This is a genomic window from Aeromonas sp. 600276, from assembly GCF_049175815.1.
Lineage (GTDB): Bacteria > Pseudomonadota > Gammaproteobacteria > Enterobacterales > Aeromonadaceae > Aeromonas > Aeromonas dhakensis.
In genome coordinates this window covers 190,515-206,215 of the sequence record NZ_JAAKVU010000002.1, presented here as the reverse complement: position 1 = coordinate 206,215, position 15,701 = coordinate 190,515, and the positions used below count along the sequence as shown (strand labels likewise).

At 56.0% G+C, this 15,701-nt stretch carries 17 protein-coding genes; 10 read left to right on the top strand and 7 right to left on the bottom strand.

Annotated elements, in window-relative coordinates; all coding sequences use genetic code 11:
* Positions 1-18: 18 nt before the first annotated feature.
* Positions 19-1,500, bottom strand: a complete 1,482-nt coding sequence (gene cls / locus G5134_RS03050; RefSeq protein WP_005298659.1) for a cardiolipin synthase — start codon at positions 1,498-1,500, stop codon at positions 19-21.
* A 96-nt stretch (positions 1,501-1,596) separates the two neighbouring features.
* On the opposite strand from cls, the gene G5134_RS03045 reads away from it, so the two are divergent.
* Positions 1,597-2,139, top strand: coding sequence for a DUF1439 domain-containing protein (locus G5134_RS03045; protein WP_005298658.1), 543 nt, complete (start codon positions 1,597-1,599; stop codon positions 2,137-2,139).
* 4 nt (positions 2,140-2,143) lie between these two features.
* On the opposite strand, the gene G5134_RS03040 is transcribed toward G5134_RS03045, so the two are convergent.
* Positions 2,144-2,584: a GNAT family N-acetyltransferase gene (locus G5134_RS03040; protein WP_065018219.1), complete on the bottom strand. Its 441-nt coding sequence runs from the start codon at positions 2,582-2,584 to the stop codon at positions 2,144-2,146.
* A 467-nt stretch (positions 2,585-3,051) separates the two neighbouring features.
* Here G5134_RS03040 and G5134_RS03035 point away from each other — a divergent pair, with 467 nt between their 5' ends.
* The 3 genes from G5134_RS03035 to G5134_RS03025 all read left to right on the top strand — a co-directional run bounded on the left by G5134_RS03035 (position 3,052) and on the right by G5134_RS03025 (position 6,728).
* Positions 3,052-4,215 (top strand): M23 family metallopeptidase, encoded by a 1,164-nt coding sequence (locus G5134_RS03035; protein WP_065018218.1) that lies wholly within the window; start codon positions 3,052-3,054, stop codon positions 4,213-4,215.
* A gap of 194 nt (positions 4,216-4,409) precedes the next feature.
* On the top strand, positions 4,410-5,807 hold the full coding sequence (locus G5134_RS03030; protein WP_005298654.1) for an alpha-amylase family protein: 1,398 nt from the start codon (positions 4,410-4,412) through the stop codon (positions 5,805-5,807).
* Positions 5,808-5,978: 171 nt separating this feature from the next.
* On the top strand, positions 5,979-6,728 hold the full coding sequence (locus tag G5134_RS03025) for a lytic transglycosylase domain-containing protein (protein ID WP_065018216.1): 750 nt from the start codon (positions 5,979-5,981) through the stop codon (positions 6,726-6,728).
* Between the two features lie 124 nt (positions 6,729-6,852).
* On the opposite strand, the gene aqpZ is transcribed toward G5134_RS03025, so the two are convergent.
* The 4 genes from aqpZ to G5134_RS03005 all read right to left on the bottom strand — a co-directional run bounded on the left by aqpZ (position 6,853) and on the right by G5134_RS03005 (position 10,076).
* Positions 6,853-7,539: an aquaporin Z gene (gene aqpZ, locus G5134_RS03020; protein WP_017766545.1), complete on the bottom strand. Its 687-nt coding sequence runs from the start codon at positions 7,537-7,539 to the stop codon at positions 6,853-6,855.
* Between the two features lie 326 nt (positions 7,540-7,865).
* Positions 7,866-8,387, bottom strand: coding sequence for a crossover junction endodeoxyribonuclease RuvC (gene ruvC / locus G5134_RS03015; RefSeq protein ID WP_005298649.1), 522 nt, complete (start codon positions 8,385-8,387; stop codon positions 7,866-7,868).
* Between the two features lie 186 nt (positions 8,388-8,573).
* Positions 8,574-9,482, bottom strand: coding sequence for a Gfo/Idh/MocA family protein (locus tag G5134_RS03010; protein ID WP_421231860.1), 909 nt, complete (start codon positions 9,480-9,482; stop codon positions 8,574-8,576).
* A 207-nt stretch (positions 9,483-9,689) separates the two neighbouring features.
* A complete protein-coding gene (locus tag G5134_RS03005) occupies positions 9,690-10,076 on the bottom strand; it encodes a hypothetical protein (RefSeq protein WP_005298645.1) in 387 nt (128 codons plus the stop codon).
* Between the two features lie 541 nt (positions 10,077-10,617).
* Between G5134_RS03005 and G5134_RS03000 the strand changes: the two genes are divergently transcribed.
* Positions 10,618-11,151 carry a DinB family protein gene (locus G5134_RS03000; RefSeq protein WP_373341842.1) on the top strand — a complete coding sequence of 178 codons (534 nt, stop codon included), beginning with the start codon at positions 10,618-10,620 and terminating at the stop codon, positions 11,149-11,151.
* Complete coding sequence (locus G5134_RS02995) at positions 11,148-11,582, top strand: hypothetical protein (protein WP_421231859.1); 435 nt, start codon at positions 11,148-11,150, stop codon at positions 11,580-11,582. Before G5134_RS03000 ends, G5134_RS02995 begins: the two co-directional genes overlap by 4 nt.
* A gap of 76 nt (positions 11,583-11,658) precedes the next feature.
* Here G5134_RS02995 and G5134_RS02990 read toward each other — a convergent pair whose 3' ends face one another.
* Entirely contained in the window at positions 11,659-11,874 is a 216-nt protein-coding gene (locus G5134_RS02990; RefSeq protein WP_324005333.1) for a hypothetical protein, read from the bottom strand.
* A gap of 461 nt (positions 11,875-12,335) precedes the next feature.
* Here G5134_RS02990 and G5134_RS02985 point away from each other — a divergent pair, with 461 nt between their 5' ends.
* Genes G5134_RS02985 through G5134_RS02970 form a run of 4 tightly spaced genes read left to right on the top strand, consistent with a single transcriptional unit; the run spans position 12,336 to position 15,675 of the window.
* Complete coding sequence (locus G5134_RS02985; RefSeq protein ID WP_362850961.1) at positions 12,336-12,704, top strand: hypothetical protein; 369 nt, start codon at positions 12,336-12,338, stop codon at positions 12,702-12,704.
* Complete coding sequence (locus tag G5134_RS02980) at positions 12,694-13,278, top strand: ABC-three component system protein (protein WP_421231858.1); 585 nt, start codon at positions 12,694-12,696, stop codon at positions 13,276-13,278. Before G5134_RS02985 ends, G5134_RS02980 begins: the two co-directional genes overlap by 11 nt.
* Entirely contained in the window at positions 13,275-13,766 is a 492-nt protein-coding gene (locus G5134_RS02975) for an ABC-three component system middle component 5 (protein ID WP_421231857.1), read from the top strand. The genes G5134_RS02980 and G5134_RS02975 overlap by 4 nt, the downstream gene beginning before the upstream one ends.
* Entirely contained in the window at positions 13,759-15,675 is a 1,917-nt protein-coding gene (locus G5134_RS02970) for a hypothetical protein (RefSeq protein ID WP_421231856.1), read from the top strand. Before G5134_RS02975 ends, G5134_RS02970 begins: the two co-directional genes overlap by 8 nt.
* Positions 15,676-15,701: the final 26 nt, after the last annotated feature.

Genomic DNA, 15,701 nt, shown 5'->3' with positions numbered 1-15,701 from the left:
GGCCACAATTAAGTGATGTCACAACAAGGGGCTGAACAGATAGAACATGTTCTCCATTGCCTTCTTGTACCAGGGGCGTGCCCGCCACTTGGCCAGCGACATGGGCGTCGCCTCCACCATGTAGCCCTGCACCAGCTGGGTCATCTCGGCGACGAACACCGGATTGTCGATGAGCAGGGTCACCTCGAAGTTGAGCCAGAGACTGCGCCGATCCAGGTTGACCGTCCCCACCAGGGCGAAGTCGTCATCCACCAGCACGCTCTTGGTGTGCAGCAGGCCGGCGTCGTAGCGGTAGATCTCTACCCCCGCCTCCAGCAACTCCTCCATGAAGGCATTGCAGGCGTAATTGGCCATGATGGAGTCGTTGCGCGCCGGCAGCACCAGCTGCACCTGCACGCCGCGGGCCGCCGCCGAGGAGAGCGCCGCCGCCAGCGGATCGTCCGGCACGAAGTAGGGCGTAGTCAGCACCAGATGGTGGCGGGCCTGGTAGATGGCCAGCAGCAGGCTCTGCTGGATGCAGTCGCCGCCGACGAAGGGGCCGGACGGGATGAGCTGGGCCCGGTAGTTGCTCTGGGGCCAGGCCTCCGGCTCGTGCTGCAGGCTGTCGAGCAGCCGCTCGCCGGTCTCCATCTCCCAGTCCCAGACGAAGATGGACCACATCAGCGGCACCATGGGGCCCTGTACCCGGATCATGATGTCGACCCACTGGCCGACCCCGGCGTTCTGCTTGAAGAAGCGGGGATCCACCATGTTCATGGAGCCGGTGTAACCGACCCGGTCGTCGATCACCACCAGCTTGCGATGCATGCGCAAATCCTGGCGCTGGAACGGGATGCGCCAGGCCCCGACCGGCAGCACCTCCACCAGCTTGACCCCCGCCTTGCGCAGCTTCTTAGGCCAGGGCGAGCGGAAGAAGGTCTTGCTGCCCATGGAATCGAGCAGCAAGCGACAATCCACGCCGCGCGCCGCCACTTCCATCAAGGCTTCACACACCTCGTCGGTGTCGCCGCCCGGGTGCCAGATATAGAACTCCAGGTAGCAGGACTGGGAGGATTGGCGGATGTCGCGCACTATCTCGCGCAGGATGGCTTCCGGCTTGCTGAGCAGCGTCATCCGGTTGCCGGAGAGCATGGGCATGGCCAACCGCCCCTGGATCAGATCGTGCAGCGGCTGGGCCTTCTCCCCCACCTCGCAGCAGTGCTGAGGGAAGAGGCGGGCCAGCTGGCGGATCCAGATGGCGTAAGGGCGGTACATGGCCTGGGCCCGCTCGGCGCGCCGCCGGCCGAGGCGAATTTCGCCAAACAGCACGTAGAAGCCGACCCCGGCAAACGGGATGGCATAGATGAGGGCGAGCCAGGCGAGCGAGACCCCAATGGGGCGTCGCTTCATCACCACCCGCAATGAGACCCCCGCCACGATCACGGTGTGAAACAGCAGCAGCAACCAGCCCAGGAACTGGGAAAACAGCAGTTGGATGTCGTGCTCCAGACCGTTGATCACGAGAACTCCTTTTACACAGGGGTGAAAGCGGTGGGCAGATCCCACGAAAGCAGGATGGTATGCTGTAAGACACACCCATTCAATCAGGTCGTTAGCATGATCCTGTCATCTATGCTGCTCAGTCTGGCCATGCTAGGTCAAGGCTCATATGACATCAATGAGCAACAGATAAACCAGTACCTGCAATCCCAGGTGCAAGTGAACAAACAGCTGGAGCTGCCCGGCATCATCAAGGCCCATGTGCAGCTCGAGCAGAGCGACGTGCAGATCGGGCGTCAGAGCCCGGACACCGCCCGGGTTTACGGCAAGGGCAAGCTCAAGATCGCCCTGCCGGACAACACCGAATACGACGCCCGGCTGAACATGGCCTACGAGGCGAGGCCACGCTACGACAAGGCACAGAGCGCCCTGTTCCTCGACAACATGAAGTTGATTGAGTACAAGCTGGAGCCTGAGGCGGCGCAGCAGAAGTTCGGCTTCATGCTCGGCATGCTGCTGCAGAGCATGGAGAAGCGGCTGGAGACCCAACCGGTCTACCGGCTCGATGCCAAGGATCCGAATCAGGCCTGGCTGAAGGAGAATCTGCTGGGGCTGGAGCTGTCACCGGGCAAGATCCACCTGCTGACCAAGCCCCAGTGACAGTTCAGTTGTAGACCGGGGCCTTGGCCTGACGCACCAGCAGCTCGATCTGGTAACCCTGTTCGCGCTGCTGGTCATAAAGGGAGAAGAGCGGCCCCTCCAGCTCGTGCAGGGGCAGGTCGGCAAAGCCGGCCTTGAGATAGAAGGGCTTTTCGAACGGCAAGGCCTGGCAGATCACCGGCTTGTCCAGCAGATCGCTGCAGGCGTGCTGCAACAGACGAGAACCCAGCCCCAGCGACTGGTAATGGGGCAGCAGGCGAAAGCCGCAGAGGTGATAGTAATCCTGCTCGTCGCGCAGGCGCACGGCCCCCACCAGCCAGTGGGCGTCGCGTACCACGAAGATCCGCTCGGCCAGATCCGGCACATAGTGGGAGAAAGTGGTTTCGTAGTAGTCCCTGATCAGGGAGAGATCCGCATCGCAGTACTCTTCGAACGTGAGTTCCATCGCCCGTTTGCCTATCACACTCGTTTCATCCCTGGCCACCCGGCCAGATCCTCGCATATTGATTGTTGGTCGAAGAGATCCGACCAGCATGAAGATATCACGGCTTTTAGTAACAAAAAAGCCAATAACCACACCAAGTTGCATACTTTTTAACATGCTGCCGGCGCGGCGGCAAACCGCAATCCTAGCACGGCAAACCAGAGGCAGACACTGTTTGTCCCTTCTCCTGACCCTTTACGGCAGCTCGCCATTTGATGACCCGCAACTCACTGATTTGGCTCTACAAACAGATCATGTAAACATTTATTAACAAGTCATTCTCGTCAGCGCCCTACACAAAAAGCCCCATTCGAATAGCAACTTCACCGTTTCGCCCTATGGTGAAGCCTTGGCATAGCATCGCGCTGTTGTTGCCTGCGTGGGGTCATCCCCACACCGACACCTCACCACTTTGCCAAGGAGCTATCATGTCCAGACCGATCCCCTCCCTGTTGCTGCTGGCCCTGCTGCCCGCCGCCAGCTGGGCCGGCGACATCCATGTCCCGCTTGCCCCCTATCACTTCACGGCGCAGCAGCTTGCCGCCGGCCAAGCCCCGGCACTCCCCCTGGATGAGGCCCACTTCGTGTTCGGCGAGGCGGCCATGGCGTTCGATCTGCACGATTTCCTGCTGCAACAGGCGCCTCACCTGCTACCCAAGGAGGAGGTGATCCTGCACTGGAGCGGCATCACCAGCCTCAACCCCCAGCTGCTGCTGGCCCTGATGGAGGCGAGCAGCCAGCTCATCTCGGCCCCCTCCGAACAGGCCATGGCGGCACCATTCGCCAAGCTGGTGAAAGCCAGGGGCTTTGACAACCAGCTGGAGCTGATGGCGCGCCAGCTCTCCGAGCGCTTCTACCAGGCCCGCGTCCAGCTGCAGCTCACCCCGCGCCGCGCCCCCGCCCTGGCGCCGCAAGCCGCGCACCAGGCCGCCCTCGCCAGCCTGCTGAGCGCGCCAGTGCAGCAGCAGCTCGGTGAGCAGTGGCGGACCCTGTTCGGCCAGGACGCCATGACCTCCCCCGGGGGCGGCGCGGCCGCGCCCGCGGCACCGCTGGCCGGCGGTCAGTTCCAGCTGCCCTGGCGCCAGGGCTACAGCTGGAAGGCCAACGGCGCCCACTCCCATACCGGCTCCGGCTACCCCTACTCCTCCATCGACGTCTCCTACGACTGGCCGGGCTGGGGCGGTGCCACCTACACGGTCACCGCCGCCAACAGCGGCACCGTCACCGTCTTCTCCCGCTGCCAGGTGCGAGTCACCGCCCCCAATGGCTGGGCCACCAACTACTACCACATGAGCGGGATCTCGGTGCGCAGCGGCGACTACGTGGCCGCCGACACCCCCATCGGCACCTATGCCAGCAACCGCAACGAGGCCCTGTGCGAGGGCGGCTCCTCCACCGGCCCGCACCTGCACTTCTCCCTGCTCTACAACGGGGTGTTCCAGTCCCTGCAGGGGCAGAAGCTGAGCAGCTATGCCGTCAACGTCGGCGCCAGCAACTACGACGACAACTGCAACCGCTTCTGGCTCTACAACCAGCGCAATGGCCAGCGCTACTGTGCCTGGCAGCCGCTCTACAACAACGGGGTCGACTGAGTTGCAATACAATCTGATAAGTGATTGAAAAATCAGTAATGATGAGATCTGTGCGGTTTTTTGCAAGCCGTCACAGATCCGCACAGTCCGCTTTGAAAGTGCTCACAAAATCACCGTCAGGCGATTGCTGGCCAGCCAGGCTGGTGTGAGGCTCTGGGTGCCCATCAGGGCACCCAATAAAAGGACTGACAATAATGAAACACACAGCGGGAATCTGGGCGATCGCAGGCATGCTGATCGCTCCTTTGGCACACGCCGACGTCATACTGCACGCCTTCAACTGGAAATACAGTGAAGTCACCGCCAAGGCCGATCTCATCAAGGCTGCCGGCTACAAACAGGTGCTCATCTCGCCGCCCCTCAAGTCATCGGGCAACGAGTGGTGGGCACGCTACCAACCCCAGGATCTGCGCCTCATCGATACCCCCCTTGGCAACAAGCAGGATCTCGAGCAGCTGATCGCCGCCATGCAGGCACGGGGCATCGCTGTCTACGCGGACGTGGTGCTCAACCACATGGCCAACGAGAGCTGGAAGCGCAGCGATCTCAACTACCCCGGCAGCGAACTGCTGCAAAGCTATGCCGCCAACCCCGGCTACTTCGAGCGCCAGAAGCTGTTTGGCGATCTGGGCCAGAACTTCCTGGCCGGCCAGGACTTCCATCCGGAAGGGTGCATCAGCGACTGGAACGATCCGGGCAACGTGCAGTTTTGGCGGCTGTGCGGCGGCGCGGGCGACAAGGGGCTGCCGGATCTCGACCCAAACAACTGGGTGGTGAGCCAGCAGCAGGCCTACCTCAAGGCGCTCAAGGGGATGGGCATCAAGGGCTTTCGGGTCGATGCGGTCAAGCACATGAGCGATTACCAGATCAACGCCGTGTTCACCCCGGAGATAAAGCAGGGGATGCACGTGTTCGGCGAGGTGATCACCACCGGCGGCGCCGGCAGCAACGACTACGAGCGCTTCCTCAAGCCCTACCTCGACAGCAGCGGCCAGGGTGCCTATGACTTCCCGCTGTTCGCCTCCCTGCGCGGGGCGCTCGGCTATGGTGGCAGCATGAACCTGCTGGCGGATCCCGGTGCCTATGGCCAGGCCCTGCCGGGCAGCCGGGCGGTCACCTTCGCCATCACCCACGACATTCCCACCAACGACGGTTTTCGCTACCAGATCCTGAACCCGACCGACGAGAAGCTGGCCTACGCCTACCTGCTTGGTCGCGACGGCGGCTCGCCGCTGGTCTATTCGGATCACGGCGAGACCCAGGCCAAGGACGGGCTGCGCTGGCAGGACTACTACCTGCGCAGTGACATCAAGGGGATGATCCGCTTCCACAACGCGGTGCAGGGCCAGCCCATGCAGCTGGTCGGCAGCGGTGACTGTTTCGTGCTGTTCAAGCGCGGCAAGCAGGGGCTGGTCGGCATCAACAAGTGTGACTACGAGCAGGAGTACTGGCTCGATACCGCCAAGTTCGAGATGAACTGGTATCGCAACTACCGGGACGTGCTCGACCAGAGCGCCGTGGTCAACGTGCAGAGCCAGTGGGTGCGTGTTGCCATTCCCGCCCGCAGCGCCCGGCTCTGGCTGCAGGAGTAAACCGGCCACTGCCGCGCGAGGCCGCCACTGGGCGGCCTCGCTTTTTTATTGCGCACACAAAATGGTGAACCGCGGCCACACCTCGACCTGTGCGGGCTTGTTCTGCCCGCGCCGTGATGCTTTACTCAACAAGGCTAACGAGGCTGAAGGAGCAAGCCGTTGAAAGCATGGATGTTGATGGGATTGATCCCGCTGTTCTCCCCGCCCGGCTGGAGCCAGACACCCGCCCCGGCCGAGGTGGTGATCCTCACCGCCGAGCCGCCGGCCCCGCCCCCCGCGGCGCCCCCCGTCACCATGCGCACTCCGGGGGTGCTGCCACCCCCCGAGCCGGCCAGCCCCCCGCTGCCGCCCGGTACCCGCCAGATCCAGGTCTACAAGTCGGTGCAGAAAAACGGCGTGGTGCGCTACTCGGACGTGATGCCGGATCAGGGCCGCTACGAGCTGCTGTTGTTCAACGACTGCTACGCCTGCGACCCCGACTCCAAGGTCAACTGGCATACCACCGGCCTGTTTCTCTATGACTACGCCAGCACCATCCAGGCGGCGGCCAAGGCCTATCAGGTGGAGCCGGCCCTCATCCGGGCACTGATCCACGCCGAGTCCGCCTTCAACCCCCTCGCCGTATCCCGCAAGGGAGCCATGGGACTGACCCAGCTGATGCCCGCCACGGCGCGGGAGCTGGGGGTGGGCAATGCCATGCTGGCGGAGCAGAACATCTTCGGCGGGGTGAAATACCTGGCGGGGCTGCTCAAGCAGTATGGTGGCAACGTGGCACTGGCCACCGCGGCCTACAACGCCGGTGCCGGCGCGGTGCAAAAGCATGGGGGCATACCCCCTTACGCAGAAACCCGCGCCTATGTGGAGCGGGTACAACTGCTGCGCCAGCGCTACAAAGACATGCTGAGCGCCAAGGGGTTGTAAGCCCCTCCTCTCTTGCCGACGACCAAACACCCCTGCGGGCCCTTGCGGCCCGTTTTCGTACCCGCCAGAAACGAAAAAACACGCCCGGGGGCGTGTCGATACCACACTTTGTTGCCCTGACGGATCAGGCTTTGGTCGCGATCGCGCGATAGGCCAATGCACCCAAAATGGCACCGACGATGGGCGCAACCCAGAACAGCCACAGCTGGCCCAGAGCCCAGTCCCCCACGAAGAAGGCCACGCCCGTGCTGCGCGCCGGGTTGACCGAGGTATTGGTCACTGGAATGCTGATGAGGTGAATGAGGGTCAGGCACAAGCCGATGGCGATGGGGGCAAACCCGGCCGGGGCCCGGCTGTCGGTGGCGCCCATGATGACGAACAGGAAGAAAGCTGTCATCACCACTTCGCACACCAGCGCCGCCAGCATGCTGTAGCCGCCCGGGGAGTGCTCGCCATAGCCGTTGGAGGCAAAGCCCGCCGCCAGGTCAAAACCGGCCTGACCGCTGGCAATCACATAGAGCACCGCCGCTGCAGCAATCCCGCCCAGCACCTGAGCGACCATGTAGGGCAGCACGCCGGAGGCCGGAAAACGACCGCCGGCCCAGAGCCCGATGGTCACGGCCGGGTTCAGGTGACAGCCCGAGATATGGCCGATGGCGTAAGCCATGGTCAGCACGGTCAGACCGAAGGCCAGCGCCACGCCGAGCAGGCCGATGCCGACGTTCGGAAAGGCGGCAGCCAGCACGGCGCTGCCGCAGCCCCCCAGCACCAGCCAGAAGGTGCCCATGAATTCAGCTGCAAAAGGTTTCACTTCTCGACTCTCCCAATGATGGATGAAGCGGGAGCCCAGGGCTCACCGGGCCGCACCACGCGGCCGGCGCATATTATGGGAGTCAGGATCGGGCATGCGAAGGGAAGCGATGAAGGCCTAAAAACGTGACATGCATCACAAGCCGTTGATTAACTGAGAGGATTGTCGTTAGCGACCGATCAGGCTGCCCTTCTCGGTGGAGAGGAGGTGCGACAGAAAGTGACCCTTTTGAGGCTTCTACCGACAGTCGCCGCTGCCAGAGGAAGCAACCCGCCGGTGCATGGCCGGTTGCCCGATAGCGCCGCTATCACGGCGGCATGCGCGGCTCAGCGGTAGCGACCGCGCACCGATCCCGTGCTGCGTCCGGCCATCTTGATCAGGATCTGGCGGGTATGGAAGTGGCAGAGCGCCACCCCGAGGGCATCCGCCGCATCCGCCTGCGGGGTGGCCGAGAGCTTGAGTAGGTGGGTCACCATGTGCTGCACCTGCTCCTTGGCGGCGCCGCCGGTGCCCACCACCGCCTGCTTGATCTGGGTCGCCGAGTATTCGCTCACCGGCAGCAGGGCATTGACCGCCGCCACGATGGCGCTGCCGCGCGCCTGCCCCAGCTTCAAAGCGGAATCGGCATTACGCGCCATAAAGACCCGTTCGATGGCGAACTCGTCCGGCTTGAACTGGGTGATGATCTCGCTCACCCCGTCATAGACCTGCTTGAGGCGCGACGGCAGCTCCCCCAGGTCGGTACGGATGCAGCCCGAGCCCAGGTACTCCGCCTTGCCCGCCACGATGCGAATGACCCCGTAACCGGTGATGCGTGAACCCGGATCTATCCCCAAAATAATGCTCATAGACTCGCTGCTGCTCTGAAGGCCGTTTCTGCTCGCCAAGATAGCAAACAAGCCAGCGCTTGGCTCGCCCAGCAGGTGCCCTCCCCTGCCGACTGCGCAGGGATGCGCCATCTCATACAGTGGTCCGGCGATTTTTTCGCCCGCCCCTCTGTCCATGGTCCGAGCAAACCGGCGCGGCGCTCACCTTCACTCCCCTGCCAGGGCCACCAGTCGCTCTGCCAGCCGGTGGCTGTGCAGGTAGCTCTCAATCAGCGCTCCGTCGGCCCGCCCCGCCTCAATCTGCCGATACCAGTGAGCCAGCATGGCGACAAAGCCCCGGCTCGCCAGCACCGACTGCCAGTCGTCGGGGGCCAGGGTCTGCACGGTTTTATCGCGGGCCATCGTGCCCCGGGTGCAGTTCTCGATATGCAATGAGAGGTTGTCGCCATAGGCATCGATGCGCTCCTCGGTAATGCCAGCGCTGCGATTCATGCTGCCACTCACCGCTACCTGCCCGCTCTGCCAGGCCACGCTCACCCCGGCCAGCAACTCGGGTTGGCGGGTACAGCGTCGCAGCACCGCATGCAGATCCCCATCAGGTGTGCCGCCGTAGTAACAGAGGCTGTCGAGCACATGGATAAAGTCGTCGAACAGAAACGAGCGCGGCGTCCCCGCCAGGGCGTGGCGGTGCTTTTGCCAGTTGAGCTCGGTGAGCGGCTGGCCGCGGGCTTCACTCATGGCGGGCAGATAGCGGCGGTTGAAGCCGACAAACAGCGGGCAGTTCTTGGCGATGGCAAGATTGGCGAGGCTCTCTACCCCGGCAAGAGTGTCGCACAGCGGCTTGTCGACAAAGGTGGGGATGCCGGCGCGCAGGCACTGGGCGGCCAGCTCAAGGTGCACCGCGGTGGCGGCGTGGATCATCACCCCATCGGGGCGGCTTGCCAGCAGGTCACCCAGCTCGGTGAAGCGCTCGGCGATCCGGTACTGGCGGGCCAGCTTGTCCAATACCGCCGAATTGCGGGTGCAGAGCAGCGGGGTGACTCGCTCGTCACTGGCCAGCAGCGGCAGATAGGCTTTCTGGGCGATATCACCAAGACCTACGAGGGCAATGCGCATGACAACTCCTTGTTTTATCAGGCTCGTGTGGGCAGGGTCAGCGCTGGCGAGCGCCTGCGCCAACCGGCCAATGCAAACTGGCGGACAGAGTAGCACTCCCCTCCTCTCCCCTCCATCGGCGGCGCCAAAAGCAACAGGGGCGACCCGCCGGTCGCCCCTGTTTCTGCATCTGTTGCCTGCATTACACGCCGGATCGGCCTGCGAGGATCAGCCCCGTGACAGCCCTTTGAGGGACTGGCAGTCGTAGTAGGTGACCCGCGGCTTGTCGTTGTAGTTAAGGTCGATCACCCCGAACAGCATTTTACGGGCGGGAATATAGACGTGGACATAGTTGGCCTGCTTCTCGTCGGCCACCTTGACGCTCTCCTGGTTGTTGTTCAGATAGGAGTTGAGCAGTCCTGCGCTGCTATAGCGCTCCAGCAGGTTCATCGGGAGCTCTTCGTTGTGCTTGAGGGTGCACAAGTTCTCCGGTTTGGGCGGGAACTGGCCCACCACCACTTTGCGCCCTTGCGGGCTGGTCTTGTCAACAGAGGTCATGCTGCCGGCACAGGCCGTCAGCGCCAGCGCGGGCAACAACAGAAACAGTTTTTTCATGGGGTCTGAACTCACAGATGGCGGGCCATCCCGGCCCGGTTTTGCCGCGGTGTTGACCGCGACGCTCGCCGCCGCCATCACCGCTGTCGCTTGTTTTGATATCTCTCGCCGAGCAGGCTCGTGTCGCGAGTGGCGCGCATCTTCACACCCAGCCCCTCGTTATTCAATCACTATTCAATCAACAGGGCGGGAAGAGTGTAACCAGATATTTCAGGGCATCTGGCCGCCCTTTTGCCACCTCTCTCTGCCCTGCAAACCTGGCGGCGGCACTGGCTTCGGACGAGTGTCTCTGGCTCCCCCGTCCTTCAGGGACGTCCGGGGATGACGGCCTTATGGTCATCCATATGTAACTGATTGATCAGCTTATGTTTCACCAGCCAGAGAGAGAGCGGATCATAGGCTGGCAGGCTCATGGAGCCCGGCTGACCGCGTACTGGCAGCAACCGACCTGCTGTCGATACCGCCGCAGAACAGGTTTCATATCGGTCTCTTCTTGGCTACCATGCCCACCTTTCAAGGAGCAGATGAGGGCAAGGAACCGATGAACAACGAGACGCTGCAATCCCTTTTTCATTACAAGCGCTGGGCCGATGACGAACTGCTGGCGGCCCTCGCCACCCTGGATGCCACGCAATATGGCGAGGCTCACCACACGGCCCTGCGCATCTTCAACCATATCCATGTGGTCGATACCATCTTCAAGGCCAACCTGCTGGGGAAGCCCCACGGTTTTACCGCCACCAATACCCCCGAGACGCCGACCCTGGCGGCGCTGCACGGCGCGGTCACGGCACTGGATAACTGGCTGGTGGAGTATGTGGCGACCCTGAGCCCGCAGGCGTGCAATACCCAGATCCGGTTTCAGTTCACGGATGGTGACCAGGGGCAGATGAGCCGCGCCGAGATGCTGCTGCACCTGGTAACCCACGGCGGCTATCACAGGGGGGCCATCGGGCGCATTCTGGTGCAGTGCGGCATCACGCCGCCGCGCGATACCCTGACCACCTTCTTGCATCGCAGCGAACCTGAGCGGCGGGGCGATGCTGCCCTGGCAGATGACAAGGCCCGCCCATGAAGCGCACCTGTTTACGGCTCACGCCGCTGCTGCTGATCTGGCTGCTAAGCGGCTGCGCCGCCGCCCTCGATCACTACTCGGGACGCTTTCGCAATACCCTGGTGTCGGGGGAGACCCGCACGACCATTCGCGCCGAACTGGGCGAGCCCCAGCTCTGCCAGCAGGCCACCTTTCTGACCGAGGATAAGGTGCAGGGCTGCGATCGCTTTACCGTGCTCGGCAAGATCCACAAGCGCGGTGACGGCAATGGCCAGGCCACGGCGAGCGCCGTGACAATGGGGCTGGGGGAGCTGATCCTGATACCCATGACGGTGGCCGGCGTGGCGGCGGATTACAGCCAGCGCCACACCATTACCGTCTATTACGATCGGGACGATCACTATCTGTTTCACACCTTGCTCAATGCCAAGGGGCAGGAGGTGTGGCAATAAGGGGCGATAAAGCGGAACGCTTTGCTGCCCCATGGCAATGTGACAGCCGTTTGCTGGATGACTCGGGGAGATCCCGTCAAGATTGCTCCCGGCAATCCAGCCACTTGCCCACTCTGGCCCCCAGCTCGGAGCAGACCAGCGCCGTCACGGCGGCCCAGAGCATCTGGCTGCCATCAAAACCCGCCTGCTTTTCAAACAAAAAAGGCACCAGCAGATTGAAGCCGATGATCCCGAGCAGCAGCCCAAGGCCGCTGCCCACCTTCTCCCTGCGGGATCGCGTTTTTATTGCCATCTGATTGCTCCTGTTGGAGTGAGGTAAAGGGGCCCTATCGCCCCTGCCGATCTACCCGGCAAGATAACAAAGCCTCCCCTGATGAGGACAACCATCTTTTGAGGGAATGAAAATAGTCACATATGCCCCTTTCAAATCCATTTGCTGATCCAGTTCAAAAAACGATGAGATTCTGATGGTTACATCATTTTAAGGCTCACACAGGCAGCTTCGTTTGGCTTACCATAGCCATCCAGAACCTGTTGAGCTGCGATGGGTTGCTGCCAGCGTGTGTCAATGGAGCATATTGGAAGCTGTAATCCACGGGCGGTAGCGTGTTTTTTATTGGCTGATATAGAGCACTGTAGATAGCTAATGCTCACCAAATATAAAACATGGCATTATTTATTCAGTTCACATTAGTTCAAAGCATCTAATTTACTAAATTAAAAACATCTTAAATAAACTATGGAGTGTGATTTATGAACATAGACTTTTTCAAAAATGCTCTGAAGTACAATGCCTCACTTAGCATAGTTTCAGTTTTCATTTTGCTATTAACAAAACCTCTTTTTGAAAAAATTGAATTTATATCTAACAACCCGATTATATCTCTTCTTATTTTCCTTGCCTCAGTGAATGCAGTTATCATAACTGTTATATACACAGTAAATAAAGATAGAAAAACAAGTAAAGATAATCAGCAAGGATTTAATAACAACCGAGTCACAGGCAACAAAGCAAAAAACATTACAATAACGACTGAAGGTGATATGAGTGGGAATACTATATCTAACAATGAAGCCAATGGTGACTTAAATATTGGGCAAGGGTTTAAAAATGGGAAGTAGTGACGCTGTTCACATTCATGACACGGAAATAACGGGTAATTCTGCAGGTAGAGACTTAAACATTGGAACACATGTTAGCTTTAATGAAACAAGATCCAAAAGCAATGCTTTAGCAAACCTACTTGAGCGCTCCAAGCTGTTATGTGAAACAGATCAAGAATATCGCTATATGCTTGAAGAACTAGAAGAGTATTTAACCAACAGGCCCGGCAGAAAAATTGTAGGATTAGAAGAAAAGCTAAGGGAAGGAAACAGACTAGATCTTCTTGATGACGCCTTATACCTAGAAAACAAATTTGCAAGACGGGTAACAAAACATCAATTTTCAATATCCGAAGAGATCATATACTGCCATTGTCTCAGCAAGATAAATTCTTCATTTTCACATCATATTAAGCCGTTATTTAAAATACCAGCTCACTCAGCGGTAATTGACAGAGTCATATATGAGAAAATAGTAGAGCCACTTTATGAAGAAGTGTCTGTGGTTAGCGCTGCTATATCTATAGATTTAGTAAGAGGGATGATCTTTTTCCTTACTGGTAAATGTCACTTACGCTGGATTAGCCAATGATTATTTATCACCCATTTAAAGATGCCAACCATTGTTCATACCGTATTATTAGCTTACTTTACAAGAGTAAAATAAAAGTAAACGAATCCCAGATTAATTTCATGGACTTCTATTACTTGTTTCCTGAACAACTGAATAAAATCAATGGCTGGCCACGTGCTAACTCTAAGCTAGCAAAAAAATTAAGTGATACAACCGTTCATTATGAACAAATTGAAAATCCTCGACGTATTTTCTTTGAACTTAAACTTTTAAGAAAAAACACTCTTGCTCATTTATTTTCAAAAGGAATTCTATCATTATCTGATGACCTTTTGATCTTGCATGAGGAAAAGCTACCATCTAAGTTAATTGATACTCTAGAAAGCGATGCTTTTAGAAAAAGTTTTGAGTTTATAACAATTACAAGTGAAATCCCTAAGTTGAAAATAAAAGGGAATCGAGGGCTAAAAGCCAGAACAAATCTAATGGAATATCGTTATGATTAAAAACCCTGCCTATCTTAAAATGAACCGTCTAGTTATCATAAAAGATGGTAAACGGCTTTATAACGAACAGTTCCATGATGGAATAAATATTATCCGAGGAGAACATTCTGTAGGGAAATCTACAATACTTGATATGATTTTTTATGTTTTAGGTGGAGAATTAAAAAAGGATGATTGGAAGTATCCAGCAGATACTTGTACATCCGTTAATGCTGAAATAACTATTAACAATCGAATATTTACTATAAGTAGACCAATAGAGCCAGGTCTAGTTCCACATATTAAAATCTATGAGGGGCTGTATGATGATGCAATGAAAAATGCTGATGAGTGGTTAGATTACGGCCCGAGACGAAATGACGACAAATCAAGTTTTTCAGAAATGATGTTCGAGTTATTTAATTGGGGGCAATTCAAATCTGATAATTATCAGAACTTAACAATGCATCAGATTATGCGTCTAATCTATCTTAGTCAATCATCAGACTCAAATAGAATATTTAGGAAAGAGCAAAGTCGAGCTGACAATGAGAATACAAGAATTGCAATAGCTGAATTTTTGCTTGGACTTGACGATCTAAAAACACACTCATATCGTCAAGCTCTATTAAAACATGAGAGAGATTTTGATAATAGCAGTGCAGAATTAAGAGCATATTTTTCCCTCCTTGGCGAGGACGCCAGCTTAACTGTAGATAGCATTCAAGAATCATTAACCATTAAGCATGAAGAACTAACAATTATTGATAACAAGAAAGACTCTCTATTGGATTCCACAGAATTGTTAGAGAATCATCATGAATATGAACTCGCTACAGAGCGAAATGAAATTTTAGTAAAAACACAAAGCCTCACATATGAAATAAACTCCACCAATATAGACCTACAATCTTTAAAAATTGAAATTCAAGATTGTATTTTGTTTGGTAAAAATTTAACCTACAGAATAAAAGCACTACATGAATCCAAGGATACATATATAAGCTTGGGTGAAGTATCTTTTGCATATTGCCCTTGTTGCTTAGCTCCAATCCAAACATCTGCAGAAAATGAAACTGGCTGTGCATTATGCAAGTCGAATGAAAAGCTATATTCTCTTGAAGAGAAATATATTGAAACACTAAACGAATTGCAATATCAACAACGGCAAAATGATAAGATCATAGTTACATTATCTGACAATGTTGAGTGTTTAGAATCTGATTTATTATCAAAAAATAAAATCTTGCAAGCACTTCACAATCGTTTATTTGAAATAAGTCTTGTATCAAACAAACGAGAATTATTAATTACATCACTAATTGAAGAAAGAACTGAAAAGTTAATTGAAATCAATCTACTAAAAGAAAAAATAGAGTCTGCAAAGAAAGTTGATGACTTGAAGAAAAAAAGAGAACATATCACAAAGCAGATTGAACACTGTCGGACCAGAATAGATGAGCTTGAAGCAAGTAACATTACACGAAAACAACTTGTTTACTCTAGACTATCTCAGCTATCTACTAAAATATTAGAGGGCGACTCAGGTAATGAAGATAAGTTCAAAACTGCAACTCAACTCTCATCAGAAATAGATTTTGCAAAAGATCGCTGGCTACTAAATGAACGCGTTAATTATTCTGACAGTTCTAACGTTGTCAAAAAATCAGCATTACATCTAGCATTACTTTTATTTTCTATTCATGATAGCAGTTGTAGATACCCAAGGTTTTCTATTATGGATTTTGAATGTGGCGATATTAATGAGGGTCGTAGTCATAATTTACAAAAATTGATTGTTTCCAGTTTAGCGGGGTTAAGTGGTTACCAGCTCATTATGACGACCTCCAAAATTGATAAAGACCTTAATAATGAAGTGTATGGGGTTGGTCGTTACTATGGAAAGAATGATTATATAATACAACCTTAAATAAAAAGGCGACCATCTGGTCGCCT